The organism is Mesorhizobium sp. BR1-1-4 (assembly GCF_020165375.1).
Lineage (GTDB): Bacteria > Pseudomonadota > Alphaproteobacteria > Rhizobiales > Rhizobiaceae > Mesorhizobium > Mesorhizobium australicum.
Window position 1 is genome coordinate 71832 of the sequence record NZ_JAIUIB010000008.1, and the last position, 25453, is coordinate 97284.

The 25453-nt window shown below is 64.9% G+C and carries 29 protein-coding genes; 17 read left to right on the forward strand and 12 right to left on the reverse strand.

What is annotated here, in order from left to right; genetic code table 11:
* The first annotated feature begins 166 nt into the window (after positions 1-166).
* Positions 167-616 (forward strand): ester cyclase, encoded by a 450-nt coding sequence (locus tag LB571_RS18485; protein ID WP_224596697.1) that lies wholly within the window; start codon positions 167-169, stop codon positions 614-616.
* 61 nt (positions 617-677) lie between these two features.
* Here the strand turns inward: LB571_RS18485 and LB571_RS18490 are convergent, their stop codons facing one another.
* Together LB571_RS18490 and LB571_RS18495 are read right to left on the reverse strand one after the other, a co-directional pair.
* Positions 678-1208: a hypothetical protein gene (locus LB571_RS18490; protein ID WP_224596699.1), complete on the reverse strand. Its 531-nt coding sequence runs from the start codon at positions 1206-1208 to the stop codon at positions 678-680.
* 126 nt (positions 1209-1334) lie between these two features.
* Positions 1335-1661, reverse strand: a complete 327-nt coding sequence (locus tag LB571_RS18495) for a DUF1330 domain-containing protein (protein ID WP_149902579.1) — start codon at positions 1659-1661, stop codon at positions 1335-1337.
* 175 nt (positions 1662-1836) lie between these two features.
* Between LB571_RS18495 and LB571_RS18500 the strand changes: the two genes are divergently transcribed.
* From LB571_RS18500 to LB571_RS18520, 5 genes are all read left to right on the forward strand, one after another.
* Positions 1837-2529, forward strand: a complete 693-nt coding sequence (locus LB571_RS18500) for a winged helix-turn-helix transcriptional regulator (protein ID WP_140791324.1) — start codon at positions 1837-1839, stop codon at positions 2527-2529.
* Between the two features lie 134 nt (positions 2530-2663).
* The gene (gene ada / locus LB571_RS18505) at positions 2664-3782 is read left to right on the forward strand and encodes a bifunctional DNA-binding transcriptional regulator/O6-methylguanine-DNA methyltransferase Ada (RefSeq protein ID WP_224597177.1); all 1119 of its coding nucleotides are present in this window, start codon (positions 2664-2666) and stop codon (positions 3780-3782) included.
* A 14-nt stretch (positions 3783-3796) separates the two neighbouring features.
* On the forward strand, positions 3797-4015 hold the full coding sequence (locus tag LB571_RS18510) for a hypothetical protein (RefSeq protein WP_224526894.1): 219 nt from the start codon (positions 3797-3799) through the stop codon (positions 4013-4015).
* Between the two features lie 122 nt (positions 4016-4137).
* Complete coding sequence (locus LB571_RS18515; RefSeq protein WP_224596701.1) at positions 4138-4686, forward strand: methylated-DNA--[protein]-cysteine S-methyltransferase; 549 nt, start codon at positions 4138-4140, stop codon at positions 4684-4686.
* Positions 4683-5426, forward strand: coding sequence for a 2OG-Fe(II) oxygenase (locus LB571_RS18520; protein ID WP_224596703.1), 744 nt, complete (start codon positions 4683-4685; stop codon positions 5424-5426). Before LB571_RS18515 ends, LB571_RS18520 begins: the two co-directional genes overlap by 4 nt.
* Here the strand turns inward: LB571_RS18520 and LB571_RS18525 are convergent.
* Entirely contained in the window at positions 5404-6336 is a 933-nt protein-coding gene (locus tag LB571_RS18525; RefSeq protein WP_140716273.1) for a LysR family transcriptional regulator, read from the reverse strand. The two genes, LB571_RS18520 and LB571_RS18525, sit on opposite strands and share 23 nt — an antisense overlap.
* A gap of 120 nt (positions 6337-6456) precedes the next feature.
* Here LB571_RS18525 and LB571_RS18530 point away from each other — a divergent pair, with 120 nt between their 5' ends.
* Both LB571_RS18530 and LB571_RS18535 read left to right on the forward strand, forming a co-directional pair.
* Positions 6457-7371: an alpha/beta fold hydrolase gene (locus LB571_RS18530; protein ID WP_224596707.1), complete on the forward strand. Its 915-nt coding sequence runs from the start codon at positions 6457-6459 to the stop codon at positions 7369-7371.
* 116 nt (positions 7372-7487) lie between these two features.
* Complete coding sequence (locus LB571_RS18535; protein ID WP_140716277.1) at positions 7488-8249, forward strand: alpha/beta fold hydrolase; 762 nt, start codon at positions 7488-7490, stop codon at positions 8247-8249.
* On the opposite strand, the gene LB571_RS18540 is transcribed toward LB571_RS18535, so the two are convergent.
* The 6 genes from LB571_RS18540 to LB571_RS18565 form a co-directional block, all read right to left on the reverse strand.
* Positions 8218-9216: a sigma-70 family RNA polymerase sigma factor gene (locus LB571_RS18540; RefSeq protein ID WP_224596710.1), complete on the reverse strand. Its 999-nt coding sequence runs from the start codon at positions 9214-9216 to the stop codon at positions 8218-8220. The two genes, LB571_RS18535 and LB571_RS18540, sit on opposite strands and share 32 nt — an antisense overlap.
* The gene (locus LB571_RS18545) at positions 9213-9743 is read right to left on the reverse strand and encodes a dihydrofolate reductase family protein (protein ID WP_224596712.1); all 531 of its coding nucleotides are present in this window, start codon (positions 9741-9743) and stop codon (positions 9213-9215) included. The genes LB571_RS18540 and LB571_RS18545 overlap by 4 nt, the downstream gene beginning before the upstream one ends.
* 2 nt (positions 9744-9745) lie before the next feature.
* Positions 9746-10684, reverse strand: coding sequence for an alpha/beta hydrolase (locus LB571_RS18550; protein WP_224596715.1), 939 nt, complete (start codon positions 10682-10684; stop codon positions 9746-9748).
* 104 nt (positions 10685-10788) lie between these two features.
* On the reverse strand, positions 10789-11670 hold the full coding sequence (locus LB571_RS18555) for an SDR family oxidoreductase (protein WP_224596718.1): 882 nt from the start codon (positions 11668-11670) through the stop codon (positions 10789-10791).
* Between the two features lie 123 nt (positions 11671-11793).
* Positions 11794-12381, reverse strand: coding sequence for a dihydrofolate reductase family protein (locus LB571_RS18560; RefSeq protein ID WP_224596721.1), 588 nt, complete (start codon positions 12379-12381; stop codon positions 11794-11796).
* A gap of 37 nt (positions 12382-12418) precedes the next feature.
* Positions 12419-13297 (reverse strand): NmrA family NAD(P)-binding protein, encoded by an 879-nt coding sequence (locus LB571_RS18565; protein ID WP_224596724.1) that lies wholly within the window; start codon positions 13295-13297, stop codon positions 12419-12421.
* Positions 13298-13407: 110 nt separating this feature from the next.
* Between LB571_RS18565 and LB571_RS18570 the strand changes: the two genes are divergently transcribed.
* Both LB571_RS18570 and dinB read left to right on the forward strand, forming a co-directional pair.
* Positions 13408-13824, forward strand: a complete 417-nt coding sequence (locus LB571_RS18570) for a winged helix-turn-helix transcriptional regulator (RefSeq protein ID WP_015316982.1) — start codon at positions 13408-13410, stop codon at positions 13822-13824.
* 160 nt (positions 13825-13984) lie between these two features.
* On the forward strand, positions 13985-15232 hold the full coding sequence (gene dinB, locus LB571_RS18575) for a DNA polymerase IV (protein WP_224596730.1): 1248 nt from the start codon (positions 13985-13987) through the stop codon (positions 15230-15232).
* A gap of 52 nt (positions 15233-15284) precedes the next feature.
* Here the strand turns inward: dinB and LB571_RS18580 are convergent, their stop codons facing one another.
* Entirely contained in the window at positions 15285-17378 is a 2094-nt protein-coding gene (locus tag LB571_RS18580; protein ID WP_224596732.1) for an alpha/beta fold hydrolase, read from the reverse strand.
* 163 nt (positions 17379-17541) lie between these two features.
* Here LB571_RS18580 and LB571_RS18585 point away from each other — a divergent pair, with 163 nt between their 5' ends.
* Both LB571_RS18585 and LB571_RS18590 read left to right on the forward strand, forming a co-directional pair.
* Positions 17542-17766: a hypothetical protein gene (locus tag LB571_RS18585; protein ID WP_140716291.1), complete on the forward strand. Its 225-nt coding sequence runs from the start codon at positions 17542-17544 to the stop codon at positions 17764-17766.
* Between the two features lie 284 nt (positions 17767-18050).
* A complete protein-coding gene (locus LB571_RS18590) occupies positions 18051-18434 on the forward strand; it encodes a YkvA family protein (protein WP_140716293.1) in 384 nt (127 codons plus the stop codon).
* An 80-nt stretch (positions 18435-18514) separates the two neighbouring features.
* On the opposite strand, the gene LB571_RS18595 is transcribed toward LB571_RS18590, so the two are convergent.
* Positions 18515-19048 carry a sterol desaturase family protein gene (locus tag LB571_RS18595; protein ID WP_140716295.1) on the reverse strand — a complete coding sequence of 178 codons (534 nt, stop codon included), beginning with the start codon at positions 19046-19048 and terminating at the stop codon, positions 18515-18517.
* A gap of 184 nt (positions 19049-19232) precedes the next feature.
* On the opposite strand from LB571_RS18595, the gene LB571_RS18600 reads away from it, so the two are divergent.
* The gene (locus tag LB571_RS18600) at positions 19233-19697 is read left to right on the forward strand and encodes an NUDIX domain-containing protein (RefSeq protein ID WP_224596735.1); all 465 of its coding nucleotides are present in this window, start codon (positions 19233-19235) and stop codon (positions 19695-19697) included.
* 46 nt (positions 19698-19743) lie between these two features.
* Here the strand turns inward: LB571_RS18600 and LB571_RS18605 are convergent, their stop codons facing one another.
* Complete coding sequence (locus LB571_RS18605; RefSeq protein WP_224596739.1) at positions 19744-20931, reverse strand: Gfo/Idh/MocA family protein; 1188 nt, start codon at positions 20929-20931, stop codon at positions 19744-19746.
* 200 nt (positions 20932-21131) lie between these two features.
* Here LB571_RS18605 and LB571_RS18610 point away from each other — a divergent pair, with 200 nt between their 5' ends.
* From LB571_RS18610 to LB571_RS18625, 4 genes are all read left to right on the forward strand, one after another.
* Complete coding sequence (locus LB571_RS18610) at positions 21132-22025, forward strand: MurR/RpiR family transcriptional regulator (protein ID WP_140824085.1); 894 nt, start codon at positions 21132-21134, stop codon at positions 22023-22025.
* A 78-nt stretch (positions 22026-22103) separates the two neighbouring features.
* A complete protein-coding gene (locus tag LB571_RS18615; RefSeq protein WP_140716301.1) occupies positions 22104-22886 on the forward strand; it encodes an SDR family oxidoreductase in 783 nt (260 codons plus the stop codon).
* Entirely contained in the window at positions 22883-24415 is a 1533-nt protein-coding gene (locus LB571_RS18620; RefSeq protein ID WP_224596742.1) for a mannitol dehydrogenase family protein, read from the forward strand. The genes LB571_RS18615 and LB571_RS18620 overlap by 4 nt, the downstream gene beginning before the upstream one ends.
* A gap of 35 nt (positions 24416-24450) precedes the next feature.
* Positions 24451-25365 carry a sugar phosphate isomerase/epimerase family protein gene (locus tag LB571_RS18625; RefSeq protein WP_224596745.1) on the forward strand — a complete coding sequence of 305 codons (915 nt, stop codon included), beginning with the start codon at positions 24451-24453 and terminating at the stop codon, positions 25363-25365.
* Positions 25366-25453 lie beyond the last annotated feature (88 nt).

The window sequence follows — 25453 nt, forward strand, 5'->3', positions numbered from 1 at the left end:
GGCCGCGGAAGGGCGGAATGTCCACGCTCCCGGCGACAATCTTGGCATCAGCCTTTCGATTGGCCGGCAAGAACCGGAGTTTGGCGCGCCTCGATTGGTCATAGGAATGGCCGTGTTCACCAGCCAGTCCGGTGATCACGAAGCAAGACAGGAAAAGGACCTCCCAATGACCAAGCAGGAAGACAACAAGGCCGTCGTCGTCAGATGGTTCACCGACTTCTGGGGTGAAACCTGCGACCTCTCCGTCGTCGACGCCGTCGCGGCCCCCGATATGCTGCTCAAATACTCGCTGCACGAGCCGCGCCGCGGGCGCGACGACATCAAGGCCTTCATGACCGATTTTCGCGCAGCCTTCCCGGATCTCAACTTCTGGGCCACCGCCGATCTCATCGCCGAGGGCGACTATGTCGTCGGCCAATGGGAGGGCGGCGGCACGCATACCGGCCCGGCCTTCGGCGATTTTCTCATCGGTTCGCTGCCCGCCGCCACCGGCCGCATGATGCGCTTCACCGGCACCACGGTGCTCAAGGTGATCGACGGCAGGATCGTCGAGGAAATCGGTCTCGACGACGGCGTCACCGCCCTTACCCAGCTCGGCCTCATCAAGCCCGCCTGAGAAATCTCACGCAGAACCGAGGTGGGGGCCAGGCGGCATTGCCGCCGCCTGGCTATGCCGCTTACTGGCTCGGCGCCATCGCGTGTTCGCACGATACTTTCGGATTCATGTCGGCAAACGTGCCGGTCGGGTTGCCTTTCCAGGCCCAGACATGCAGTTCGTAGAACTCACCCAGGCCATAGCGGTTGGGCGCGCTGTTGAAGTTGAACAGCTGTCCCTCGAGCGACGCCGGCCCCTTCGAGGTGATGTATTCGACCGCCACCAGCTTCAGCGTGCCGTCGGTCATCGGCTCGTACATCACCGCTTCGGGACGGGCGATGTCGATCTTGTCGTCCTTCAGGTACCCGCCATTGACATAGTGGATGCCCATGGCGCCGCCGGTGATGCCGCTGGCGCAGGGAATGGGCGCATAGCCTTCCGCCGTCGCGGCGTTGACATCGAGAAACCGGCTGTTGGCGGCCCGCACCTTTTCGGCCAGCGGATTGGCACCGGACGCGGCTTCAGCCGCCTCCTGATGCGCCTGGGCAAAGGTGGTGCAGGCGGCCAGAATGGCCCCTGCCACGAAAAGCCCGTTGCGAAAATCGCGTATCATGTTTGTTCCATTCTTCTTGAAAAAGCACAGCGGGCCGGCCGCCGAAATACGGAGGCCCGGCAGGCAAGCGCCGTGGCTGTTGTTGCTTGGTGATCCCGGATACGGTGCAAGGAATGCCGGGAGGGATCATCCCTTCGGCAGATACGGGATCGTTCCGGCCAGATCGGTGTCGTCGATCAGCTGGAAACGGCTGTCGCTGCCGCCCTGGCGGGCCGAAACGAAAGGCGCGTAGGCCGGATCGTTGGTGAAGGCGCGCGCCGCTGCTTCCGACGGAAACGCCATCAGGGCGATCAGCGTGGTGTCGAGCGGCTTGCCTTCGAGCGTCTTCACATTGCCGCTGCGCGACAGATATTTGCCGCCATGCTTGTGGACGAGGTCGTGCACCGAGGCGGCATAGGCCGGCACCCATTTCGGGTCCTTCATCTTGATGTCGGCGATAACGTAAGCAGTCATTGTCGTCTCCTGGTTGCGGCGCACAGGATATCCCGTGCAACCGTCCAGAGGGCTCGCATGGCGGGACCCGAGCCGACCAGTCCGCGATCTGTACTGGGCCGGTACAGTTTCTGTACTCGCCGCTTCAATCACGAAGGACTAATGTTGCCCGCAGGTTCTAGGGAGAGGCACGGTCATGACCCAGCACGGATACAAACAGTTCTGCCCGCTATCGATGGCCGCCGAGGTGCTGTGCACCCGCTGGACGATGGTGCTGATGCGTGAGCTTGTGGCCGGTTCGACACGCTTCAACGACCTGCGCCGCGGCGTGCCGAAAATGTCGCCAACCCTTCTGTCGCAACGGCTGAAGGAGCTCGAGCTGGCGGGGATCGTCGAGCGCAAGGAGGTCCAGGGAGAAAAAGGGATCTTCGACTACCGGCTGACCGAGGCCGGCCGCGATCTGCGTCCGGTCGTCGAGGCGATGGGCTTCTGGGGCCAGAAATGGGTCGAGTCCCGCCTGTCCCTCAAGAACCTCGATCCGTCGCTGCTGATGTGGGACATGCGGCGCAATTTGAACCCCTCGCCGCTGCCGGAAGGACGAACGGTGATACAATTTCTGTATCAGGAACTCCCCGCCTCCAAACGCTCCTGGTGGCTGATCGTCGAAAAGCACGGCGAAGTCGATCTGTGCTGGTATGATCCGGGCTTCGACGTCGACCTCTATGTCTCGACCGACCTGCACACGATGACGGCGATCTGGATGGGAGTGCTCACCGTCGAGAAGGCCGGCGCGAAGGTTAGCCTGACCGGCGACCAGGCCATCGGCAGGAAGATGCAGGCCTGGCTCGGGCTCAGCCCGTTCGCGGTGGAACCCAAACGCGCGGCGTAGGAGCCGGTCCTGTCTGTGCAGGCATTCTCGGCTGCGCTCACATGCAACATCCCCGTTTCAATCACGCGTGCGCCTCCTGACGGTTGTCAGGAAACGGGTGGCGAGGCCGGCTTTTGGCGGCTTCAATGCCGGCCATGTTCATCACCCTGGCCAAACATCTGCAACCCGCGCCGCTGCCGGTGGCCGACGATCCACGCTGGGCGCGCATTGTCGCCCGTGACAAGTCGGCCGACGGCGCATTCTGGTATTCGGTGGCGACGACGGGGGTTTATTGCCGGCCCTCCTGTCCGTCGCGGCGCGCCAACCCAGCCAATGTCCAGTTGCACGACACTTTACAGGCGGCGAGGGCGACAGGCTTTCGCCCATGCCGGCGCTGCAATCCGGACGGCCCTTCGCTCGAGGTCGCCAACGCCGCCATGATCGCCGATGCCTGCCGCAGGATCGGGCAGAGCGAGGTTGAACCGTCGCTGATCGAACTGGCCGATGCCGCCGGCCGCAGCCCCGGCTATTTCCACCGCATTTTCAAGGCGGTCACCGGGCTGACGCCGAAGGATTATGCAGCGGCCCGGCGTGCCGCCCGGGTCCGCCAGGGCTTGGAAAACGGCGTCAGCGTGACATCGGCGATCTACGATGCGGGCTTCAATTCGAGCGGGCGCTTCTACGAGAAATCGACCGGCATGCTCGGCATGACGCCGACGCGCTATCGCGCCGGCGGCGCCAACGAAGAGATCCGCTTCGCCGTCGGCGAAACCTCGCTCGGCACCATCCTGGTCGCATCGAGCCGGAAAGGCGTCGCCTCGATCCTGCTCGGCCAGGACCCCGACGCGCTGGTGCGCGACCTGCAGGACCGTTTCCCCAAGGCGCGGCTGGTCGGTGGCGACAGCGACTACGAGGCGCTGGTGGCCCGCGTCGTTGGCCTCGTCGAGGCGCCGGCGCTCGGTCTCGACCTGCCGCTCGACGTGCGCGGCACCGCCTTCCAGCAGCGTGTCTGGCAAGCTCTGCGGGATATCCCGGCCGGCCGCACCGTCTCCTACGCCGATATCGCGGGGCGTATCGGCGCGCCGAACGCAACCCGCGCCGTCGCCGCCGCCTGCGCCGCCAACGCCCTCGCGGTCGCCATCCCTTGCCACCGTGTGATCAGGAAGGATGGCGTCCTGTCGGGCTATGCCTGGGGCGCCGAGCGCAAACGCGCGCTGCTCGACCGCGAGGCCGGCGATGCTGCGGAGAATGCCTCGCGGTCCTCGCGGGCCTGACGGCAATGCGCGCGATGGCCAGTTCTTCCACCACCGGTGCGAACGGTCAGGTCGCCAACGGCGCTGCCGTCAGCCTGGAGGACGCGAAGGCGCTGGTGTTGGCCGTCATCGGCACGCTTGTCGAGGATGGCAAGGCCGAGTGGAGCCGCACGACGACCGGCGAGTTCGAGCTGCGGCTGATATCAGGCGAAGTTTTTTTGCTGGACGAGGTCGGCGTCACCCGTGTCGCTTGAGGCGGTCCAAAACCGCACTTGCTTTCGCCGTTCAGCCCCCTGGATTGAATTTGAAAGCAAGCATCGGAGTGAGCGGCACCGGCCAGTTCGTTAGGGTCAAGGCATAGACAGGAGTGAAGGCAATGAACCACATTCAAACCGATATGCAGGCGACAACCACCAGCGTCCTTGACACCATCAGCTACGCCATCGGCCAGTCCGCGCTTGGAAACATCCTGGCGGCGCGCAGCCCCATCGGCGTCTGCGCCATCCTCATCGGCTCCGACGCCGGCACGTTGCGGCAGGACCTCGCCAACCGCTTCCCCGGCAGGGTGCTGCTCGAAGACGCGGCCGGCCTGCGCGATGATCTCGCGGCGATAGCGCGCTTCATCGAAACGCCCGGCGCCGGTCTCGACCTGCCGCTCGACATGCGCAACGGCACGCCCTTCCAGCAGCGCGTGTGGGAGGCGCTGCGCGCCATCCCATGCGGTGCCACCGTCACTTACACCGCCCTAGCCCGGCGCCTCGGCATGCCGGACGGCGCCCGCGCCGTGGCGACGGCCTGTGCCGCCAACGTCATCGCGCTCGGCATTCCTTGCCACCGGGTGTTGCGCGCCGACGGCTCGCTGTCCGGCTACCGCTGGGGCATCGAGCGCAAGCGCGCCTTGCTGGAAAGGGAGGCCGCGATATGAACGCCGACGCCAGGGTCGCGCCATCGCTGGTCGCAGCCGCCGAGACACGCATCGCCGCCTATGACTGGCCGGCGCTCGCCACCGAGCTCGACAGCTTCGGCTGCGCGGTGATGGAAAAGCTGCTCTCGGCCGATGAGTGCCGGCAACTCGCCGGCCTCTATCCCCAGGAGCAACATTTCCGCAGCCACATCCACATGGCCAGGCACGGTTTCGGCAAGGGCGAATACCGTTATTTCCGCTATCCCTTGCCCGATCTGGTCGGCGGCCTGCGCGGCGCGCTCTACCCCAGGCTGGCCGACGTCGCCAACCGGTGGAACGAGCGCATGGGGATCGCCATGCGCTACCCCGCCACGCATGGCGCGTTTCTCGACCAGTGCCATGCCGCGGGCCAGGTCAGGCCGACACCGCTTTTGCTGCAATATGTGCCCGGCGACTTCAACTGCCTGCACCAGGACCTCTATGGCGACCTTGCCTTCCCGCTGCAGGTGGCAATCCTGCTTTCCGAACCGGGCGAGGATTTCACCGGCGGCGAATTCGCCCTGACCGAACAGCGGCCGCGCATGCAGAGCCGGGTCGAAGTGGTGCCCCTGCGCCAGGGCGATGCGGTGGCTTTCGCGGTCCACAACCGGCCGGTGCAGGGCACGAAAGGCAATTACCGCGTCAACCTGCGCCACGGCGTCAGCCGCCTGCGCTCCGGCATGCGCCACACGGTCGGCATCATTTTTCACGATGGGAAGTGAGCGCCGGCTCATGCTCCCAATAGGGCGGATCGCCGAAAGCGTTGCGCAGCCATGCGGTAAGTGCGCGCAGTTTGGCGGATCCGCGCCGATCCTCGGGACAGGCGATATAGATGGTGGCTCCTTCAGGCTCCGCACCCACATCGACGACCGTCAATCGCTTGTCGGCGATCTCGGTGCGGATGAAGTAGGCGGGGAGCAGCGCCAGGCCCAGGCCGGCAAGCGCGGCGTCGCGCATCAAAATCCCATTGTTGACGCGCAGCGCGGTTTCCGGGCGGATCGTCACCAGCCGCCGCGAAATCTTGAACCGCCAGTCGGCGGCACCTCGGATGGAATAGATGATACCCTTGTGGCGCTTCAAGTCATCGATGGTCACGGGCAACCCGAATTGCTCGGTATAATCCGGCGAGGCCACCAGGAAGCGACGGCTGGAAGCCAGCTTCTTGACGATGACAGGTCCATCTTCGACGACCGGCCCATGACGCACAATGGCATCGTAGCCATCAGCCACCATGCTGACGAAACGATCCTCGAGATCGAGCGTCAGTTCGATTCCCGGGTGCTTGGCCAGGAAGCCATATAGCGCCGGGCCGAGATGGAGGATGCCGAAACTGGTCGGCGCCGATATCCTGAGCGGCCCGGCGAGTTCGCCGCGGCGCTCGGCGATTTCGGCGCGGGCATCGGCCACCTCCTGCATGATGCGCTTGGCGCGCTCGTAAAAACCTCGTCCCGCCTCGGTGATGGAGAGTTTGCGGGTGGTGCGGTCCAGCAGCTTTGTGCCGAGGCCGCGCTCCAGTTCCGACAGTCGCTCGCTGATGACGGATTTCGACAGGCTCATGCGCCTGGCCGCTTCGCTGATCGAACCGGATTCCGCTACGGCGACAAACGCGGCGGCCGATTCGAGCTTCAGCATTGTTCGGCTTTCCCAAATTCACCATCAGGCGACAGCCACCTAACGAAATCAAGGACATGGTGCCATAATTGTGCAGGTCGCGATACCGCGATCACAGAACAAAAGCTCGGAGAGTGCAGCATGTTTCGTCCGTTGGTTGTCGTCCTTGGTCTGCTGGCCATGAGTGTTCCGGCCTCCGCGCGCGTTGTCGCGTTTCCGGCCGGCTTCAAGACGCAGACGATCGAGACCAACGGCACCAGCCTGAACGTCCGTGTCGGCGGACAAGGGCCGGCGGTCGTGCTGCTGCATGGTTTCGCCGACACCGGCGACATGTGGGCGCCGGCTGCGATAGCGTTGATGAAGGACCACACCGTGATCGTGCCGGACCTGCGCGGCATGGGCCTTTCGGCGCATCCCGACGGCGGCTACACGAAGAAGAGCCAAGCCGTCGACATCGCCGGCGTGATGGACGCGCTGAAGATCGACAAGGCCGACCTGGTCACCCATGACATCGGCAACATGGTCGGCTATGCGCTGGCCGCGCAGTATCCGAAGCGCATCACCAAATGGGTTGTCATCGACGCGCCGCTGCCGGGCATAGGCGACTGGGACAAGATCAAGCAGAGCCCGCTGCTGTGGCATTTCAACTTCCGCGGCCCCGACATGGAACGGCTGGTGGCGGGCCGCGAGCGCATCTACCTCGACCGCTTCTACAACGAATTGTCGGCCGATCCCAAGAAGATCGACGAGGCGACGCGCGTCCACTACGCCAAGCTTTACGCCCGGCCACATGCCATGCACGACGCCTTCGAGCAGTTCAAGGCATTCGACCAGGATGCGATCGACAATCAGGCGATGCTCACCACGGGCGGCAAGCTGACCATGCCAGTGCTCGCGGCGGGTGCGGAAAAATCGGCCGGCACGACGCAGGCCGACATCTTGCGGTTGGTCGCCAGTGACGTGACCGGAGCCATCGTGCCTGCATCGGGCCATTGGATCATGCAGGAAAACCCGGACGCCACCGTCACGCTGATTACAGATTTCCTCGCCAAGTAACAGCACGGCTTCAGCGACCACCGCGGGCTCTGCCAGGGCCGACCTTTGTAACGATGAAGCCGAACGGGATCGCGCCCAGCAATGGTGCGGCCCGTCGCGACAATGGGAGACATTCTATGCCGTTAACGCATTTCCTGACTCTGGGAACCGCCGTTCTCCTGACGGCGACAGCACCGGCGTCAGCCGCCGATGTCCCGAAGAAAACGGTCGTCCTGGTGCACGGCGCGTTCGCCGACGGATCGAGCTGGAGCAAGGTCATTCCCTTGCTGGAGGCCAAGGGGCTCAATGTGGTGGCCGTGCAAAATCCTTTGAGCTCGCTTGCCGCCGATGTCGACGCAACCATGCGCGTCATTGATGCCCAGCCGGGTCCGGTCATTCTCGTCGGTCACTCCTGGGCCGGCGTCGTCATCAGCCAGGCCGGCGTGAACGACAAGGTCAAGGCGCTGGTCTACGTCGCCGCATTCGCGCCGCCAAAGGGCGTGTCGATCAACGAGCTTGGCAAGGGTCAGCCGCCGCCGCCCTGGGCAAGCGCGCTGCAACCCGACAGCGGCGGCTATCTCAGGTTGAGCGCCGAGGGTGTCGCCAAATATTTCGCGCAAGACCTGCCGCCGGCGGAAATCGGGGTGATCGCCGCCACCCAGGGACCAGCCTTCTCCGGTATCTTCGACGAAAAGCTCACCGCGGCCGCGTATGAGACAAAGCCGAGCTGGTACATCGTCGCCAGGCACGACGGAATGATCCCGCCGGCGGCCGAGGCCGCGATGGCGAAGGCGATCGGCGCCAAGGTCACCGAGTTGCCGACCAGCCACGTCGCCATGCTCGCCAAGCCCCGCGAAGTCGCCGATGTTATCCTGGCGGCGGTGGACTCGGTGAAGTAGGCAGGGAAACGATACCGGCGAGGAGGCCAGGATAGATCCCCTCCACGTTTGCCATCTCCAGGATCCACGGGCAGGCATAATAGTCGCTGATGCTGTCGATCACCCCGCCCGTGGCGCCGATCCGGACCAGATATGCCTGCCGCCAGACCTCGCCATATTGCCTGTCGACGACCAGCACCATCTCCCCTTCGAACGCGCCTGGCCGCACGCGCCAGGGCAGTTCGCTGCGCTCATATTCGACGAAGTAGGGCGAACCCGACAGCAAGCCGCTGTAGCAGTCCGACACCTGGAGGCGTGCATCGGCGCTGGTCAGTGCCCGCACGCCGTCCCAGTCCCTGGCGTTGAAGAGCGCGACATAGCGATCAAGCAGCCGCTCCAGTTCGGGATCGTGTGGCGGCGCCGCGGCCGGTTGCGCGGGTAGAGCGGCGAGCTTGGCGCGGCCGCGATTGAGCGCCGATTTGACGCCGCCCGGTGTCGAGCCGACCATCTCGGCGATCTCCTCCAGCGAATGGTCGAAGACATCCTTGAGCAGCACGCAGGCGCGCTCCTTCGGTGGCAGATGCACCACCAACCGCTCGATGGCGCGGCCGGCGCCCGGACCGGTCGGCTCGACCGGCTGCACCACGTCGTCGTCGGCATAGAAGGCCTCTGCCGCGTGCCGCGTGCGGCGATTGCGGATGAAATCGATGCACCTGTTATGCGCGATGCAGAAAAGCCACGGCCGCAGCGCCTGCGCATCGTCGAGCAGCTCGATCTTGCGATAGGCCTCGAACAGCGCCTCCTGCATGATGTCCTCGCCATCCAGCGCCGAGCCGGTCATGCGGGCGCAATAGCGATGCAGCCTGGCGCGCAGGTGCGAAACCGTCTCCAGGAACGCGGCATAGCGCAGGTCGAACACGCGGTCGGGCTCAGGCCAGACCCGCATGCCTCGTGCCGTGTCGGGGGATTTGCGGATCTGCTGGTTCATCGCGGCACATAGGTCAGGGTCACCACGCCATTGGCAAAACGGTTGATGTCGACCAGTTCGAGATCGATCGGCCCGACGTCGTCGAAGGCGCGCTTGCCCTGCCCGACCCATGTCGGCACGATCGACAGATGATACTCGTCCACCAGCCCAGTGGAAAGCAAGGTGCGGTCGAGCTGCGACACGCCATATTTCAGGATGTCGCCCCCCGGCTGGCGTTTCAGCGCCGCGAGCGCCTCGGCGACGTCGCCCTCGATCAGCGCGGCATTCCACGACACCGTCTTCAGCGTCGTCGAGGCGACCAGCTTCTTCAGGCCGTTGATGCGGTCCATGTACGGACCCTTGGCCCCGGGCCAGCGCGCGAAGAACATCTCGTAGGTGGCGCGGCCAAGCAGGAAGAACTCGACGTTCGAAAGCGCCCGCAAGGCATGGTCCACATTCTCTCCGACGAAGAATGGCGACGCCCACGTCATCGGCGCCTCGATGACGCCATCTAGCGAGACGAAACTCGACACGATCAGCCGCCGCATGCTCACGCCGCCTTTTCGCTGGTCTTCTCACCGGGAGCCGGCAGCCCCAGTCTCGGCCGCACCCAGGCGGCGAAGCGGGCAATGGCGTCATCGGCCTCCGGCGCCCGCCCTGCCATCATCTGGAAGGAGTGGAGCATGCCGTCAAAGACGTCGAGCCGCGTCTCGACGCCCGCCTGCCTCGCCCGCTCGGCGAACATGCGGCTTTCGTCGACCAGCGTCTCGTCGGCGCCGACCTGCAGGAAGACGGGTGGAAAGCCGGAGAGGTCGGCGTAGAGCGCGCTGACTTCGGGATCGCGCCGATCGGCATCGCCGATGAAATTGGCCGCCAGCCAGTCGACGGCTTCCCTAGCGAAGGCCGGGTCCTTGTCGCGGTTGGTCTCGTAGCTGGCGCCGGTCAACGCCATGTCGAACCAGCCGGAGATGATCAGCGTGGCGACCGGCAGTGGCCGCCCTTGCGCGCGCAGCCGCTGCAGGACGCCATAGGTCGGCACCGCGCCGCAGGAGTCGCCGGCGATCACGATCCGCTTGGGGTCGAAGCCTTGGTCGACGAGCCAGTCCCAGGCCGATGTCGCGGCCTCGAGTTGGGCCGGATGCTTGGCTTGGTGCGCCAGCGGATAGTCGTAGAGCAGCGCCCGGCAGCCGATGGCCTTGGCGAGATGACCGACCAGCTTGCGGTGGGTGTAGATCGAGCCGCCGATGAAGCCGCCGCCATGCGCGTAAAACAGCACCCGCTGCTCGTCGGCGCCCTTCGGCACGATCCACATCGCCGGCACGCCGCCGGCATCGACCTCGATATAATCGACGCCGCCCGGTTCGCCGGTCAGCGCCGTCCAATTGACGTCGTTGTAGTCGATGACCGCCTGCGGGCTGGTCAACTTGCCCGCATTGGCCGCGAGCGCGGCGTAATGGTTCCTGTTTGCCTGACTTTGCATGCTCGCCATGACCGTTTCTCCGTGGTGGCCGATCGCGGTCCGGCGCGACCTTCAGGCAAGAGACGGACGGGCAGGCAAAAAGGATACGTGCCGGCCCGCGTTTTTTCGGCGGCCTACGCCCCGCCCCGCAACATTGCCGCGTGGCGTTGGGCGAATTCGACGAACGGCGTTGCGCGCACGCCGAACATCTCGTGGGTGGCCAGATGCACCCGCGATTTCGGCCGCCGCAGGCGCTCGGTCAACTGCTCGTCCAGCGCATCGGCGAAGTCGGCGGGGACGCCGGCGGCCAGCAGGTTGCGCCGGCGGTCCTGCGGGCTGATGTCGACGTAGCGGACCGGCTTGCCGATCGCCTGCGAAATCCGCGCCGCGATGTCGCTCATCGTCAGCGCCTCGGGTCCGGTCATGTCGAGGCTCTCGCCTTCATGGCCGCCATCGCGCAGCAGACGGACGGCGACCTTGGCGATATCCTCGACATCGACCGGCGACAGTTCGGTGCCGCCAAGCGCCAGATAGAAGGCGCCCTCGGCGGCGATGGTCGGCGCGTCGCGCAGATAGACCTGCATGAACTGGCTGGGGCGCAGATGCGTCCACGCCATGCCGGCTCCTTCGAGATAGCGCTCGACCTGCTCATGCATGCGCGTGAAGCGGAACTTCGTCGCGTCATAGCCGATGTTGGATTCGGCACCGGAAAACTTCACCACATGCGCGACGCCGGCCTGCTTGCAGGCGTCGATAAAACGGCACTGCGTCTCGACCATGTCTTGCGCGGCGGTCGAAATCATCAGCACGCGATCGACACTATCGAGAGCCGCGCCAAGCGTCTCCGCCCGGCGCATGTCGCCCTCGACCAGCTCGACGCCGGCAAGTCCGCCGAGCCCTGCCGCGGATGCCCCGTTGAGATCGCGAACCAGCGCCCTCACTTGATGCTTCTGCCGCGCGAACTCGCGCACGACTGCCTTGCCGTTCAGGCCGGTGGCGCCTGTCACCAGGATCATCTGTCTCTCCATTCAGCATTGATGTGGCCGCCCTTCCGGCGACCCACCTTGAAGACGAAGAGAAGTGGGCAAAGGATTCCGGCCAAACGTCTTTTTACCGGCGTGCGGCCTGCGCGCCGGCGATCAGCCCGCCGGCGCGTAGCGGCTGACCACCATGCCGCAGGCATAAGCCTTCGAACCAAGCAGAAGCAGGTTTCGGAACCCGCCCTCATCGAAGATCCGGCGGCCGGCGCCCAGCACCGCCGGATTGACGAACAGCTGGAACTCGTCGACCAACCCGGCCGCGATCAGCGCCGACGCAAAGCCGGCCCCGCCGAAGACGGCCATGTCGCCGCCCTCACCCGCCTTCAATGCGTTGACCTCGCGCGGCAGGTCGCCGCTCACCACCGTCGTGCGCTCCCATCGCGAGGTCTCGAGCCTGTCGCTCGGCACCACCTTGCGCGCTTCGACGATACGCTGGGCGAAGGCATAGAACGGATCGGCCGGGTATTTCCGCGCCGCGTTGCCCCAATGGGTGAGGTAACCTTCCTCAGCCATCTTGCGGCTGAGCAGGATGGTGTCGATGCCGGCAAACACCGCGTTGAAATCACGCTTCAGTTCCTCGTCCCAGCCGATGTCGTCGCCCCATCCCCAAAGTTGCCAGGGGTGGTTCTCATTGGCACCGACAAAGCCGTCGACCGACATCTGCATCTGAAGGATCAGCTTTTTCATGGGGTTCTCCTCGTTTCCGGATTCCAGGCAGGAAGGATCACGCCGCGCTTTGCGAACGGGCAAAGGCTTGTGCCCAGCTCTCGAAAGTGGTCGGCGTGGCGTTGCGGATTGACGGTGCCTCAAGTGCCCAGCGTTCACGCTTGTTGAAACTCGCCGCCGTTTCGCCGAGCGCATCGGCAAAGCTCGGTGACAGACCGTTGGCGATCATCCCGGCGCGCGCCTCAGTGAATGGAGCCGCCTTGTAAGTGACCTGCCTCCCCATCGCGCTGCCCAGGATCGTGGTGGCCTGCTCGAAGGTATAATAGCCGCCGCCATGCAATTCGATAATCCGCTCGCTTGGAAAACGCGTAGCGTCCAGCAGGGCGGCGGCGCGCTGGCCGAGATCGCTGGCAGCAATCAAAGGCATCGGCAGATCGCCACGGAACGGCGTCATGAAGATGCCGGAAGCGGCCTGCTGGACAAAGCCCATGCCCTTGGCGAAGTTCTCCATGAAGAACGAGGCGCGCAAAAACACCAGTTCGTCGAGGCCGAGCGCCGCCAGCCGGTCCTCCATCAAGGCGGCGCCGAGCGAAGTTCCCATCCTGAGATGGGCGTTGAGGCCGCTGAGCAGCACGACGCGGCGCACGCCTGACTTCGCGATCACCGCCGCCAGCCGCTCGCTGACTTCATCTTCGAAGCGATGAAGATCCGGCGCCGTGACGTCGAACGGAATCATTACATAGGCGCTGTCGGCACCGGAAAAGGCGGAGGCGAGCGCGTCGTTATCGTCAAGCGCGACACCCAGGCTGCGCGCCACGCCGCGCACAATATGCCCCCGCCCGGTCAGGACCTGGGCGACCGCCTTGCCAACCTCGTTGGTGGCCCCGATGACCACGACGGTTCTTGGTGAGCTGATTTTCCCGACGGCCTGACTCATGACGTCCTCCTGCTGGCCAAGTTGCGGCCCAACGATTTACTTTTGGAAGCATTTGACTGATGGAAAGAACGATGTCAATAGTAAAGTGATTTAAAAATGGAACCGTAGAGATGTCGACGCGTGAAAGATCCGGCTGCCCGATCAGCCTGTCGCTGGAATTGCTCGGCGATCGCTGGACGTTGCTCATCATCCGCGACCTGGTCTTCGCCGGCAAAAAGCATTTTCGCGAGTTCCTCCAATCCGATGAAGGCATCTCCTCGCGCACATTGGCCGAGCGGCTGCAGACGCTGCAGGACGAAGGCATCCTCACCCGCAGCGACGACCCTAGCCACGGGCTGAAGGCGATCTACCGGCTGACCGAAGCCGGCATCGATCTCCTGCCTGTGCTGGCCACGCTCGGCGCCTGGGGCAGCAAGCACCGCAAATCCGACGACAAACTCGCCCGTATCGCCGACGAACTGGCGGCCGGCGGCGAGCCGGCGCTGGAACGGATGAAGGCGGCACTGCGGGCGGAGCATGTTGTCTAGGAAGTGGCGCTGCCTCCTCCGCCCTGTGGGAAAAGGAGGCACTTTACGCGCCTCGGTTACGCCCAAAGGACACCGATGCAGCAAAGACCCAATTGACAACGATCTCTGTTTGTTCACTATAGGTTCCTGTCTATCAGCAATCGCGGATGAGCGGAACAGGATGGAAACGACGGCCACCATCCTGCATGCCGATCTCGACGCCTTCTATGCCTCGGTCGAGCAACTGCTCGACCGGTCGCTGCGCGGCAAGCCGATCGCGGTTGGCGGCGGCGTGGTGCTCGCCGCCTCTTACGAAGCGCGCGCCTTTGGCGTGCGCGGCGGCATGCCGGGACGCAAGGCGCGCGAGCTTTGCCCGCAATTGATCTTCGTCGGCGGCAATTTCAGCCACTACCAGCGGCTGGGCGACGCGGCGATCAAGGTGCTCGACGATTTCACGCCGGTGGTCGAACGCATCTCCATCGACGAGGCCTTCGCTGATGTCGCCGGCTGCACGCATCTGTTCGGCTCCCCGCGGGAAATCGCGACGGCGATCCGCGGCCGTGTGCGGGCCGAACTCGGCCTGCCGATCTCGATCGGCGTGGCTCGCACCAAGCATCTGGCCAAGATCGCCTCGCAAGTCGCCAAGCCAGACGGGCTGGTGGTGGTCGAGCCCGGCACCGAGCTTGCCTTCCTGCACGATTTGCCGGTCTCGCTGATGTGGGGCGTCGGCCCGGCCACCAGGGCGCGCTTGGCCGAGATCGGCGTCGAGACCATCGGCGAGCTGGCCCGGACCCACAGCGGCGCCCTGACCCGGCTGCTAGGCCCCGCGGCCGGCGAAAAGCTCGCGGCGCTGTCGTGGAACCGCGATCCGCGCAAGCTGGAGACGAAGCGCCGGGCGCACTCGGCCGGCGCGCAATCGGCGCTCGGGCAAAAGCCGGCCGTGGCGCGAGTGATCGTGCCGACACTGCTGCATCTGGCCGATCGCGTCGCCAGCCGGCTGCGCGCCAAGAACCGTCCCGGCCGCACGGTAACCGTGCGCGTGCGCTTTGCCGATCTCAGCGCCGTCACGCGCTCGATCACGCTGGAACAGCCGATCTCGGCGACCGCCATGCTGGCCGAGATCGCAGGGGATTTGGTGCGCGGCGTGCTCGCCGAGCATCCCCGGGAGAAAACGATCTCGCTGCTGGCGATCTCGGTCTCGCACCTGGAGGAGAGCGCCGAACTGCAGCTCGACCTGCCGCTCGGCCTCGCCGACGAGAAGCGCCGCCCGGGCAGCCAAAAAGGCCTCGCGCGCTTCGGCGCCGACCGCGCCATCGACAAGATCCGCCAGCGTTTCGGCAAACAGGCGGTCGGCTACGGTACGGTGGCGCTGGAGGCGGCCCGCTCGGTGCCCGACGCATTCAGGGAGCTGGCGGAAAAGGAGCTTTGAGTGGAAAAGGGACTGTCCCCGACGGCGCGCCAACCGACACCATGGCGCTTCGCTACTGTCGGGCCGACGCTGCACCGACCCAATAGAGTTGCCCGCCTCCCGGCACGGCGCCTGTTTCCGTCCCGCCGCGCTCTGTAAACACAAGGCCGGAGCCCGGCACGAGATCGCGGATTGTGCGCGACGTAACGATCTCGCCCGGCAAGGCTTGGTCGAGCATCAGCACTGCTTGGTCGATGGCGGTGCCGGTTAAATCACCGTCTTGCTTTTCGCACTCGCCAATATGCACCGCGGCACGGACGCCGAGGCCGGATGGCTTCAAACCGTCGCGGATCGCCATGGCGCATTGGATCGCCCGCGTCGGACGCTGGAAGGCAGCGAGGAGGCCATTCGCGTTGCGCCGTATCTCCCTGCCCTGGGCCAGTTGGACTTGATCGCAGATCGCGTCGACATATCCCCGCCTCAAATCCCGGCCATCGGGGGACGCAGATGGCGAGGTGATGTCCACGCAGAGAATGGTGACCAGCACACGCTCGCCGGGTGCCGCCGGCAAGGTGCCGCTGACAAAGGACTGGATCTCATCGATCAGGCGATCGGAGCCTTCCCCCCAGATGACATGGTCGTTGCCCGCGAGCTCGATGTAGCTCGCTCCCGGTATGTGTTTCGCCAGGTAGCGCCCCTCCTCGGCCTTGACCCAGCGATCGCCCGTTCTCTGAAGGATCAGCGTTGGAACGTGGATGGCTCCCAGGATCTCCCGAACGTCGATTTCGGTGCTCCAGTACCACAGCGAGATCGCATCGGCGGGCGAAGCTGAATTGCGCAGGAAGGCCGCGAACCATTCGCGCTCGAATGCATCGTTCATCAGGCTGGGCGCGGCATTGCTGAGGTCGGCCGGCTCTCCCCATTCGCGCTCGATGGCGACGAGTTCTCTTTCCACCTGCGCCTTGGTTTTGGCCCAGGGGTAGTCCGGCGCCCATACGCCTCGGGCATAGGTCCCGTTCAAGATGAGGGCGGCCGTGCGTTCGGGATAGGTCGCGGCAAACAGCATGCACATGCTGCCGCCCTCGGAGCTGCCGAACAGGACGGTACGCTTCGAACCGACCGCGTCCAGGACCGCGCGCACGTCTTCCATACGCTCTTCGAGCGTCGGCAGGCCGACATTGCGATCCGACAGTCCGGTGCCGCGCTTGTCCATCCGGATCAGCCGGCAAAAAGAGCCGAGACGGTGCAGGACATGCGCCAGCCTGGGCGATGCCCAGGCAAGGTCGAGATTGGAAACCCAGCCTGGCACATAAATGAGGTCTACGGGGCCGTTGCCCGTTACCTGATACGCGATGTTGCTGCCAGCCGATTTGACATAGTGGGTCGGCGGCGATGCAGCCTGAGCACCGGGCGCAACCGGCCCGGCTGCTGCTGGGGCCGCCGACGCTGTGCGTCGGGCGCGAAGCTGTTCATAGAGCTGCCTCGTTTCCGGTTCCGGCTGAACACGTAGCTGGCGCTGCAAGGCGTCGCGGCAGAGCTCATATTGTTTCAGCGCCAAATTGACGCGGCCCTGGGCCGCACAGGCCCGCATCAAGGCCCGGTGGATGTCTTCACGCAGCGGCTCCCAGGCTAGCAAGCGTGTCGCCGCCTGCACGCAGGACGCCAGATCGTTCTGCGCGAAGTAATGCGCGACGAGCTTTTCCAGCACCAAGACGGCCGTGGCCCGCAGCCGTGCGCGTTCGATCCGCAGCCAGTCCTCGAAGGGTTCCTCCTTCAGGCTGAAGCCATCGAGGAGATCGCCTCGATAGAGGCTGATGGCCTGCTCAAGCTGCTCGGGTGCCGCCTCGGCGGCCAGCACCTCGAACCGGGCGACGTCGAAATCGAGATCATCCAGCGCCAGCATGATGCTGTCGCCATCGGTCAGGAAGCGAATGCCATGGGCCGAGGGCATAGCCTTCCTCACGACAGAAAGAGCCTGCCGAAGGTTCATGCGTGCCTGCGGCTCGCCGGTGTCGCCCCACAGCAGGGCGGCAAGCTTTTCGCGCGAGAGCGAATGCCCCGAATGGATCGCAAGATAGGCGACCATGGCGCGCGCCTTGCGGGTGAAGGACGGGGCCACGGCACCGCCAGCGAAATCGAACCCACCCAACAGTGAGAGGCGCGCCATCGGATCCACCACAGCTTCAGCGGCAATCCTTTACCGGTGCCGATACCAATTCAACCGGCTTTCTGCGTCGCGCGACGCTTTTCACGATTTCGTCACGCTGGCGCGAACGCGAGTCCGACGGGTGTGACGCACGGTGCTGCTGACAACTGTCATGGAGAATACCATGTTGCTCCCGCACCCAACAGACTGGCCGCTCCTGTTCTACGGCGATCCCTGGCTTACGTCGCGGTCTCCGGACCGGGTCGCGCCGCAGCGCCACGACCTGGCGCTGGCGGGGTACCTGGAGAAACAGGCGGCCAACCGGGAGGCGATGAATCGCCGGCCAGGCCTCCTCGGCCGCCTTATCGACAAGATCCGTCAGCGTTTCGGCAAACAGGCGGTCGGCTAAGGTACGGTGGCCCTGGAAGCGGCCCGCTCGCTGCCCGACGCATTCAGGAACTAGCGGAGAAGGAATTGTGAGCGGAGGAGCCCTCCCCGTCGCTCACGCTTTGCGGATCGACGTCCCGAACCAGGCGGCGCGGTGGTCGTCACCAGCGCCGGCTTTCAATAGGCCTTCTTCACGGCACGCCCGTTGCGCGGCGGGGTCAGTTTGCAGATCGTCGACATCGCTGCAATGATCGAGGGAAGGAGCGGAGACGCCGATGTTCGGGGCCTTCTAAAGAGAGTTGCCGGGTGACTGTCCTCGACAAGGCAAAGCAATGGGCGAAAGCCATCAAGCGCGATGTGATGGCCCTGTGGCTGGCCGCCCGCGATCCTCGCGTTCCCTGGTACGCCAAACTTGCCGCCGGCATGGTCGCCGCCTACGCGCTCAGTCCTATCGATCTGATACCCGATTTCATTCCCGTACTCGGATATTTAGACGATCTGATCATCGTACCGCTTGGCATCCTGCTCGCGGTGAAGTTGATCCCCGCCGATCTGATGGCGGAGTTTCGCGCGGAGGCCATTCGCCGATCGAGGCCGACCAGCCGCGGCGGCCTCGCATTCATAGTCGGAATTTGGGTTCTGATGGCCGCCGCGCTCATCTGGTTATTCTGGCCAGATCGCTCGGCCTGATATGGATTTCAGGCTGGGCGTTTCCCGTCGCCCGGCAGACCACGAATGAAGTTGGTCGCCTGGTCGAAAGGTTCCCCACGTCAAAGCCTAGCGGTGCCGAAAATCCGGTCCCAGAATATCGACGTCACGCCGAAATTGGCGTTGTCGTCGATATGGTGGTGCACCGCGTGGCGGCGCTTGAGCGTGTAGAGATAGCTCGGATGGGCCGGATGCCAGTGGTGGATCATGTGGTGGACGCTGATGTACCAGAGATAGCCCAGCATCAACCCGCAACTCACCGCGCTGGCGGTCGCGAAGTCGGAGACCATCCAGACGGGCAGGAACGCCACCAGCGCATGCACGCCCAGGCTGAGCCAGGTCGGCGTGCCCACCGGACTGCGCTCCTCGACGTGGTGACGGTCGTGCAGGTCCCGGATCCAGGGGACGTGGTGCAGCACGAAACGGTGCAGCACATATTCGATCAGCGTCCACAGGCCAAGGCAGATCAGCATCGTGCCGACCCAGTCCGGCGCGCTTTCTTCTCCGGCCTCGATCAGTCCGGCCACCCCCAGTATGGCGATCACCAGGGGATAGACCACGAAGTCGCTGTAGTAGCCGATCAGACCCAGCTGCATTCGGACGCCTCACCTGATTTTCGACGCCGCCCCAGAAACGATGCTATCAGTTTGCCGGACTCGCGTATGAGGTGCAATGCGGATGCATCTGACATAGCGTCGCAATTTCCAGGTGCAAGATCGGCAGCCATGATCGCTCAGAATCGGCCGGCTTCGCACCGGTGCCGCAAACGGACATGCAAACATGGCAAAACGCAGCGCGGGTCTGCTGATCTATCGCCGGAGCGATGACGGTATCGGGGTGCTGCTGGTTCATCCCGGCGGCCCGTTCTGGGCAAAGAAGGACGATGGCGCCTGGTCGATCCCGAAGGGCCTCATCGACGAGGACGAGGACGAATTGACGGCGGCACGACGCGAGACCGAGGAAGAGCTCGGCATCAAGGTCGGCGGCCCTTTCGCGCGCCTCGGCGACTACAGGCAGCCGGGCGGCAAGATCGTCATGGCCTGGTCCGTCGAGACCGACATCGATGTGGCCGCCATCAAGAGCAACACCTTCACCATGGAATGGCCGCCGCGGTCGGGATCGATGAAGGAATTCCCGGAGGTCGACAGGGCCGACTGGTTCACCTTGGCCGAAGCCGGGGTGAAGATTCTGCAGGGTCAGCGCCCGATGCTGTCGGATTTGGCAGAACAGTTGGGTATCGAATAATTGCCGACGGCAAAAGCTGCCGATCTCCCCCTCGGAGGTCGGCTGTTCATCCCGCAAACCTGGCCGCGGTCCAAGCCCCGCCTGCAGCATTCGACTCCACCGCGGCGGCGACGAACTTCACGCCGCGCGCCCCGTCGATCACGTCCGGCACTTGCGCCGCTCGGGCCGGATCCACCGCGCCGCCCGAGCGGTGGGCGCGGATGATGTCGGCGGCGTCGCGGTAGAAATTGGCGAACGCCTCGATATAGCCCTCCGGATGCGCCGCCGGCATGCGCGACACGCGGCGGGATTCCTCCGTCGAGCCATGGCCGCCGCGCACCAGCGTGCGGGTTTCCTCGCCGTACCTGGAAAAGCGCAGTTCCTCCGGCCGGCCGCCCGACCATTCGAGCCCGGCCCTGTCGCCATAGATGCGCACGGAGAGGTCGTTGTAGTGGCCGGGCGATGTCTGGCTGGCCAGGATCGTGCCGCGTGCCCCATCGGTCCAGCGCACCAGCACATGGGCATTGTCGTCGAGCCGACGTCCGGGCACCGCGGTGAACAGATCGGCCGACACCGTCTCGGCCTCGCGGCCCGAAATGAAGCCTGCCAGGTTGAAGGCATGCACGCCGATATCGGCCAGCACCGCCGACTGCCCCGCCCTCGCCGGATCGGTGCGCCATTCCGCCTGCTTCTGGCCGTCGGCGTCGATCGGCTTGGTCAGCCAGTCCTGGATGTAGGCGCCATGCACCGACACGATCCGGCCAAGCTCGCCCGCCATCACCATCTCGCGCGCCTGGCGCACCATCGCGTAGCCGGTGTTGTTGAGCGTGACGACGAAGCGGCGGTTTTTCGCCTTCGCGAGTGCAACCAGTGCCTCGGCGTCCGCCAGCGTCGTCGACAGCGGCTTGTCGCAGATCACGTCGATGCCGGCCTCGAGGAAGGCGGTGGCGATCGGCGCGTGCAGATGGTTGGGCGTGACGATGACGACCGCCTCTATGCCATCCGGCCGCGCGGCCTCCGCTTTGGCCATGGCGCGGTAATCGGCATAGCTGCGCTCCGGCGCGATGCCGATCTCGGCGGCCGAGGCGGCGGCATTGTCCGGGTCGGACGACAGCGCGCCAGCAACCAGCGCGATCTGGTCGTCGAGGCGCATGGCCAGCCGATGCACGGCGCCGATGAAGGCATTGCGGCCGCCGCCGACCATGCCGACGCGCAGACGCTGGCGCGTCGATCCATCCGATGTTGCATAGACCATGTTTTCTCCTCGGGGCTGATCACTAGCGGGGTCGTCATCCCAGGGCGTAGCAAGGAGCGAAGCGACGCGCCGCAGACCCCAGGATCTGCGCGGCTGCTTCGCCCTGGGATGACGATATCGCCGAGCCTCGCCCTATCCCCATCGAACACCATTTCCAAAATCCATATTGTAAAACGATCGTATCGCGCTAGCCTGAATTCATGAGCGGGGCGAGAAAACCATCCGGACGATCCAGTGCCGACGAGGCAGCGACGCGCAAACGCGGCCGTTCGCTGGCGGCACTTGGCTATATACAGCCGCGAACCTATGAGGAGCTGCGCGCGGTGCTGTCTTCCGGCACCGTGCATTTTCCCAAGCGCCTGCGCCAGGTGGCGATCTTCCTGTGGCAGCACCCGAGCGAGGTGGCGCTCGGCACCATTGCCCAGGTGGCGGCACAGGCCGGCGTGCAGCCCTCGACGCTGGTGCGCTTCGCCCAGATCTTCGGCTATTCCGGCTTTTCCGATTTCCAGGGCCTGTTCAAGGACCACGTCAAGGGATCGTGGCCGGAAGGCCGCGGCGAGCAGCGCGCCGAAGCCGAGCCCAATGCCGCCACGCATTTCCTGCGCGGCATGGTTGGCGCCTCGCAGGCCTCGCTCGGCCGCATCGAAAGCGGCTTCGATATCGAAAGCTTCGAGAAGATGGTGGCGACGCTGGCCAAGGCGGACCTGATCTACGTCATCGGCTCCAAGCGCGCCTTCCCCGTCACCACCTATCTGTCGCTGACGCTTTCGCAGCAAGGCGTGCGCAATGTGCTGGTCGACAATGTCGGCTCGACCGCGCTCGATCAGGTCGGCTGCATCGGCAGGCAGGATGCGGTGCTGGCGGTGTCCTTCAGCCCCTACAATTCGATCACGCCGGACCTGGTGGCCGTCGCGCATGAGCGCAAGGCGCGCATCGTCACCATCACCGACAGCACCTTCTCGCCGCTGATCCGGCTGTCGGACAGCTGGCTCGAAGTAGTGGAATCCGACTTCGCCGGCTTCCGCTCGCTGGCGGCGTCGCTGGCGGTGGGCATGGCGCTGGTCCAAGGCGTCGCGGCGCGCCGCGGCACATGAGGCGCCGCTGGTACAATTGACTATCGGGAATTGGCATTCCATATTTAAAGAAATAGAAACTTTGTTCCGGGAGGAGGAATGGAGATCAGGCTCGAAGGCAAGGTGGCGCTGGTCACCGGGTCGACGCAAGGCATCGGCCGTGCCATTGCCGAGACGCTGGCGCGCTCCGGCGCTGCCGGCCTGCTGATCACCGGGCGCGACAGCAAGCGCGGCGAGGCCGTGGCAGCGGAACTGTCGGCCCTGGGTACGCCGACGCTCTTCGTCGCCGCCGACCTTGGAGACACGGAAACTCCCGCCCTTTTGGCGCAGGCCTGCATCGAGCGCTTCGGCCGCATCGACGGCCTGGTCAACGCCGCCGGCCTGACCGACCGCGCCTCCTTCCTCGACGCGACACCGGACGACTGGTCGGCGCTGTTTGCCGTCAACGCGCGTGCGCCCTTCTTCCTGATGCAGGCCGCGATCGCCGACATGAAGAAGCGTGGCCACGGCGGCGCCATCGTCAACATCCTCTCGATAAACGCCCATTGCGGCTCGCCGGAACTCGCCGTCTATTCCGCCACCAAGGGCGCGCTGGCGACGCTGACCAAGAATGCCGCCAACGCCCACCGCTTCGACCGCATCCGCGTCAACGGCATCAATGTCGGCTGGACCGACACGCCGGCCGAACGCATCATGCAGGCGCAGACGCTGGGCAATGGCCCGGGATGGCTCGACGCCGCCAATGCCGCGCAGCCCTTCGGTCGGCTGCTCAAGCCGGACGATATCGCCAATCTCGCCGTGTTCCTGCTTTCCGACGCAGCCGGGCCGATGACCGGCGCGGTGATCGACCAGGAGCAGGCGGTGATCGGGGCGAACCGGTGAACTCCATCGAAAGGCTCGGGCCCAGACTGCTGGAGCGGCTGCCCGCAGCCGTGCAAAAGCCGTCATACGACCGCGCGGCGCTCTCACCAGGCATGGCGCATCTGGGCGTCGGCGCCTTCCATCGCTGTCACCAGGCCGAATACACCGATGACCTGCTTTCGCGCCGGTTCGGCCGCTGGGGCATCGTCGGCATCAACATTCGCCCGCCCGCCCTGGCCGAGACGCTTGGCCGGCAAGACGGCCTCTACACAAGGCTGATCCGCGACAACGATCATGTCGAGGCACGCGTCATCGGCAGCATCGTGAAGGTGGTCGACAGCCAGGACAGCGCCGCACCGGCGCTCGCGGTGCTCGTCTCCGCCGACATCGAGCTGGTGACGATGACGGTGACCGAAAAAGGCTATTGCCATGTGCCCTCGACTGGCGCGCTCGACCTCGATCATCCCGACATCGTCCACGACCTCGCCAACCCGGAAACGCCGCGCAGCGTGCCCGGTATCCTCACGCGGGCGCTGGAGCAACGCAGGGCCACGCATGGCCCGAAGCTGACGCTGCTCTCCTGCGACAACATTCCGACCAACGGCGTCATCCTGGAAAATGTCGTGCGGAGCTTTGCCGAACGGCGCGGCAATGGCCTGGCCGACTGGATCGCGGCCAATGCCGCCTTCCCCTCGGCCATGGTCGACCGCATCGCTCCGGCGGTGACACAGGACGATCTCGACAGCGTCGAGCGACGGTTCGGCTATCGCGACGCCGCCGTCGCCGTCGGCGAACCCTTCCGGCAATGGGTGATCGAGAAAAAGTTCGCCGGCCGCATGCCGCTCTGGGATCTGGCCGGCGCGACCTTTGTCGATGACGTCACCCCGTTCGAGCATCTCAAGATGCGGGTACTCAACGGCGCCCAGACGACACTCGCCACGCTCGGCGTACTGGCCGGCCTCGAACACACGTCGGATGCCATCGCGGACCCGCTGCTTTCGATCTTCGTCAGGCGAATGCTGGTCGAGCAAACCCTGCCGACACTGATGCCGGTGGCTGGCATGAATCCATCTGCTTATGTCGAGCAGAGCCTTGGCCGGTTGAAGAACACCGCGATCCGCCATCGCAACCACCAGATCGCCACCGACGGCTCGCAAAAAATCGTGCAGCGCCTGCTCAACCCGATCCGCGACCGCCTGAACCTGGGGGCCAGCATCGGCCTGCTGTCGGTGCCGGTCGCCGGCTGGATGGCTTATCTGATCCTGGCCTCGGCGCGCTTCGGCAAGCGCTGGCCGGTGTCGGATCCCTATGCCGGCAAGGTCGCCGCGATTGCGGACGAAACCGGCCACGATGCGCGGGCGCTGGCTTCCGCCATCCTGGCCATCGAGACGATATTCGACCCGGGCCTTGCCGCGGACGAGACGTTCCGGCTGGCCGTCACGTCAGCGCTTGGCGAACTGCTTTCGGGCGATCCGATGGCGGCAGTCCGTCACAGTCTCGAACAAGATGAGGTCGCGAGGTTGAAGCGATCCAAACAATCGGCATTATAGGCATCGATCGCGGGTTCGCGGCCAGGGGAGGCATGATGAAACTTGGACTGCTCACCGCACCGTTCGCGGACACGCCGCTTGGCGAGGTCGCCGGCTGGGCAAGCTCTGTCGGCTTCGAGGCACTGGAAATCGCCTGCTGGCCGAAAACCTCCGGCGCGACCCGCCGCTATGCCGGCACCAGCCATATCGATGTCGATGGCACTTCGGTCTCGCGGGCGAAAGAAATCGTTGCATCGCTGGCGGAAAAGAACCTCACGGTCTCCGGTCTCGGTTATTACCCCAACCCGCTGCACCCGGATACCGCCCATCGCGAGGCGGTCATCGGCCACCTGAAGAAGGTCATCGTCCTGGCGGCAAACATGGGCGTTCCCCTGGTCAACACCTTCTGCGGCGGCGATGCCTCCAAGACAGTCGACGTCAACTGGCAGGACGCGCTGAAAGTCTGGCCGGAAATCGTTGCCCATGCGCGCGGCCACGGGGTAAAACTCGCCTTCGAAAACTGCCCAATGATCTTCAGCTATGATGAATGGCCGGGCGGGCACAACATCGCCTATTCGCCGCAGGTCTGGCGTCGCATTCTCGAAGCCTGGGGCGGCGATGTCGGCATGAATTTCGACCCCTCGCATCTGGTCTGGCAGATGATCGACCAGGCCCGCTTCATCCGGGAATTCGGCCCCTATATGCTGCATGTCCACGCCAAGGACCTGATGATTGATCATGATGGTTTGTACGAGCGCGGAATTCTATCCGCGGGCATAGACTGGCAGGTGCCGCGCATGCCGGGGCTCGGCGATGTCGACTGGAGCGGCTTCTTCTCGGGCCTCTACCGCGCCGGCTATGACGGATCGGTCATCATCGAACACGAGGACAGGCGATTTGAAGGCAGCGACGAGCAGGTGAAGCGGGGCTTTCTGCTCGCCCGCGACGTGCTGCGTCCCTTCGTCAAGTAACGGCAAAGCGAGCCACTTGACTCTGATTGTGAGTGGCGCGGCCCAACAGGTTAAAACTGAACTGAAAAACAATGTGGAGGAAGACTGA

What these genes read in the sequence shown, in the direction of transcription:
- LB571_RS18485 (WP_224596697.1), top strand. Translation starts at nt 167, where the DNA reads ATGACCAAGCAGGAAGACAACAAGGCCGTCGTCGTCAGATGGTTCACC.
- LB571_RS18490 (WP_224596699.1), bottom strand. Translation starts at nt 1,208, where the DNA reads ATGATACGCGATTTTCGCAACGGGCTTTTCGTGGCAGGGGCCATTCTG.
- LB571_RS18495 (WP_149902579.1), bottom strand. Translation starts at nt 1,661, where the DNA reads ATGACTGCTTACGTTATCGCCGACATCAAGATGAAGGACCCGAAATGG.
- LB571_RS18500 (WP_140791324.1), top strand. Translation starts at nt 1,837, where the DNA reads ATGACCCAGCACGGATACAAACAGTTCTGCCCGCTATCGATGGCCGCC.
- ada (WP_224597177.1), top strand. Translation starts at nt 2,664, where the DNA reads ATGTTCATCACCCTGGCCAAACATCTGCAACCCGCGCCGCTGCCGGTG.
- LB571_RS18510 (WP_224526894.1), top strand. Translation starts at nt 3,797, where the DNA reads ATGGCCAGTTCTTCCACCACCGGTGCGAACGGTCAGGTCGCCAACGGC.
- LB571_RS18515 (WP_224596701.1), top strand. Translation starts at nt 4,138, where the DNA reads ATGAACCACATTCAAACCGATATGCAGGCGACAACCACCAGCGTCCTT.
- LB571_RS18520 (WP_224596703.1), top strand. Translation starts at nt 4,683, where the DNA reads ATGAACGCCGACGCCAGGGTCGCGCCATCGCTGGTCGCAGCCGCCGAG.
- LB571_RS18525 (WP_140716273.1), bottom strand. Translation starts at nt 6,336, where the DNA reads ATGCTGAAGCTCGAATCGGCCGCCGCGTTTGTCGCCGTAGCGGAATCC.
- LB571_RS18530 (WP_224596707.1), top strand. Translation starts at nt 6,457, where the DNA reads ATGTTTCGTCCGTTGGTTGTCGTCCTTGGTCTGCTGGCCATGAGTGTT.
- LB571_RS18535 (WP_140716277.1), top strand. Translation starts at nt 7,488, where the DNA reads ATGCCGTTAACGCATTTCCTGACTCTGGGAACCGCCGTTCTCCTGACG.
- LB571_RS18540 (WP_224596710.1), bottom strand. Translation starts at nt 9,216, where the DNA reads ATGAACCAGCAGATCCGCAAATCCCCCGACACGGCACGAGGCATGCGG.
- LB571_RS18545 (WP_224596712.1), bottom strand. Translation starts at nt 9,743, where the DNA reads ATGCGGCGGCTGATCGTGTCGAGTTTCGTCTCGCTAGATGGCGTCATC.
- LB571_RS18550 (WP_224596715.1), bottom strand. Translation starts at nt 10,684, where the DNA reads ATGGCGAGCATGCAAAGTCAGGCAAACAGGAACCATTACGCCGCGCTC.
- LB571_RS18555 (WP_224596718.1), bottom strand. Translation starts at nt 11,670, where the DNA reads ATGATCCTGGTGACAGGCGCCACCGGCCTGAACGGCAAGGCAGTCGTG.
- LB571_RS18560 (WP_224596721.1), bottom strand. Translation starts at nt 12,381, where the DNA reads ATGAAAAAGCTGATCCTTCAGATGCAGATGTCGGTCGACGGCTTTGTC.
- LB571_RS18565 (WP_224596724.1), bottom strand. Translation starts at nt 13,297, where the DNA reads ATGAGTCAGGCCGTCGGGAAAATCAGCTCACCAAGAACCGTCGTGGTC.
- LB571_RS18570 (WP_015316982.1), top strand. Translation starts at nt 13,408, where the DNA reads ATGTCGACGCGTGAAAGATCCGGCTGCCCGATCAGCCTGTCGCTGGAA.
- dinB (WP_224596730.1), top strand. Translation starts at nt 13,985, where the DNA reads ATGGAAACGACGGCCACCATCCTGCATGCCGATCTCGACGCCTTCTAT.
- LB571_RS18580 (WP_224596732.1), bottom strand. Translation starts at nt 17,378, where the DNA reads ATGGCGCGCCTCTCACTGTTGGGTGGGTTCGATTTCGCTGGCGGTGCC.
- LB571_RS18585 (WP_140716291.1), top strand. Translation starts at nt 17,542, where the DNA reads ATGTTGCTCCCGCACCCAACAGACTGGCCGCTCCTGTTCTACGGCGAT.
- LB571_RS18595 (WP_140716295.1), bottom strand. Translation starts at nt 19,048, where the DNA reads ATGCAGCTGGGTCTGATCGGCTACTACAGCGACTTCGTGGTCTATCCC.
- LB571_RS18600 (WP_224596735.1), top strand. Translation starts at nt 19,233, where the DNA reads ATGGCAAAACGCAGCGCGGGTCTGCTGATCTATCGCCGGAGCGATGAC.
- LB571_RS18605 (WP_224596739.1), bottom strand. Translation starts at nt 20,931, where the DNA reads ATGGTCTATGCAACATCGGATGGATCGACGCGCCAGCGTCTGCGCGTC.
- LB571_RS18610 (WP_140824085.1), top strand. Translation starts at nt 21,132, where the DNA reads ATGAGCGGGGCGAGAAAACCATCCGGACGATCCAGTGCCGACGAGGCA.
- LB571_RS18615 (WP_140716301.1), top strand. Translation starts at nt 22,104, where the DNA reads ATGGAGATCAGGCTCGAAGGCAAGGTGGCGCTGGTCACCGGGTCGACG.
- LB571_RS18625 (WP_224596745.1), top strand. Translation starts at nt 24,451, where the DNA reads ATGAAACTTGGACTGCTCACCGCACCGTTCGCGGACACGCCGCTTGGC.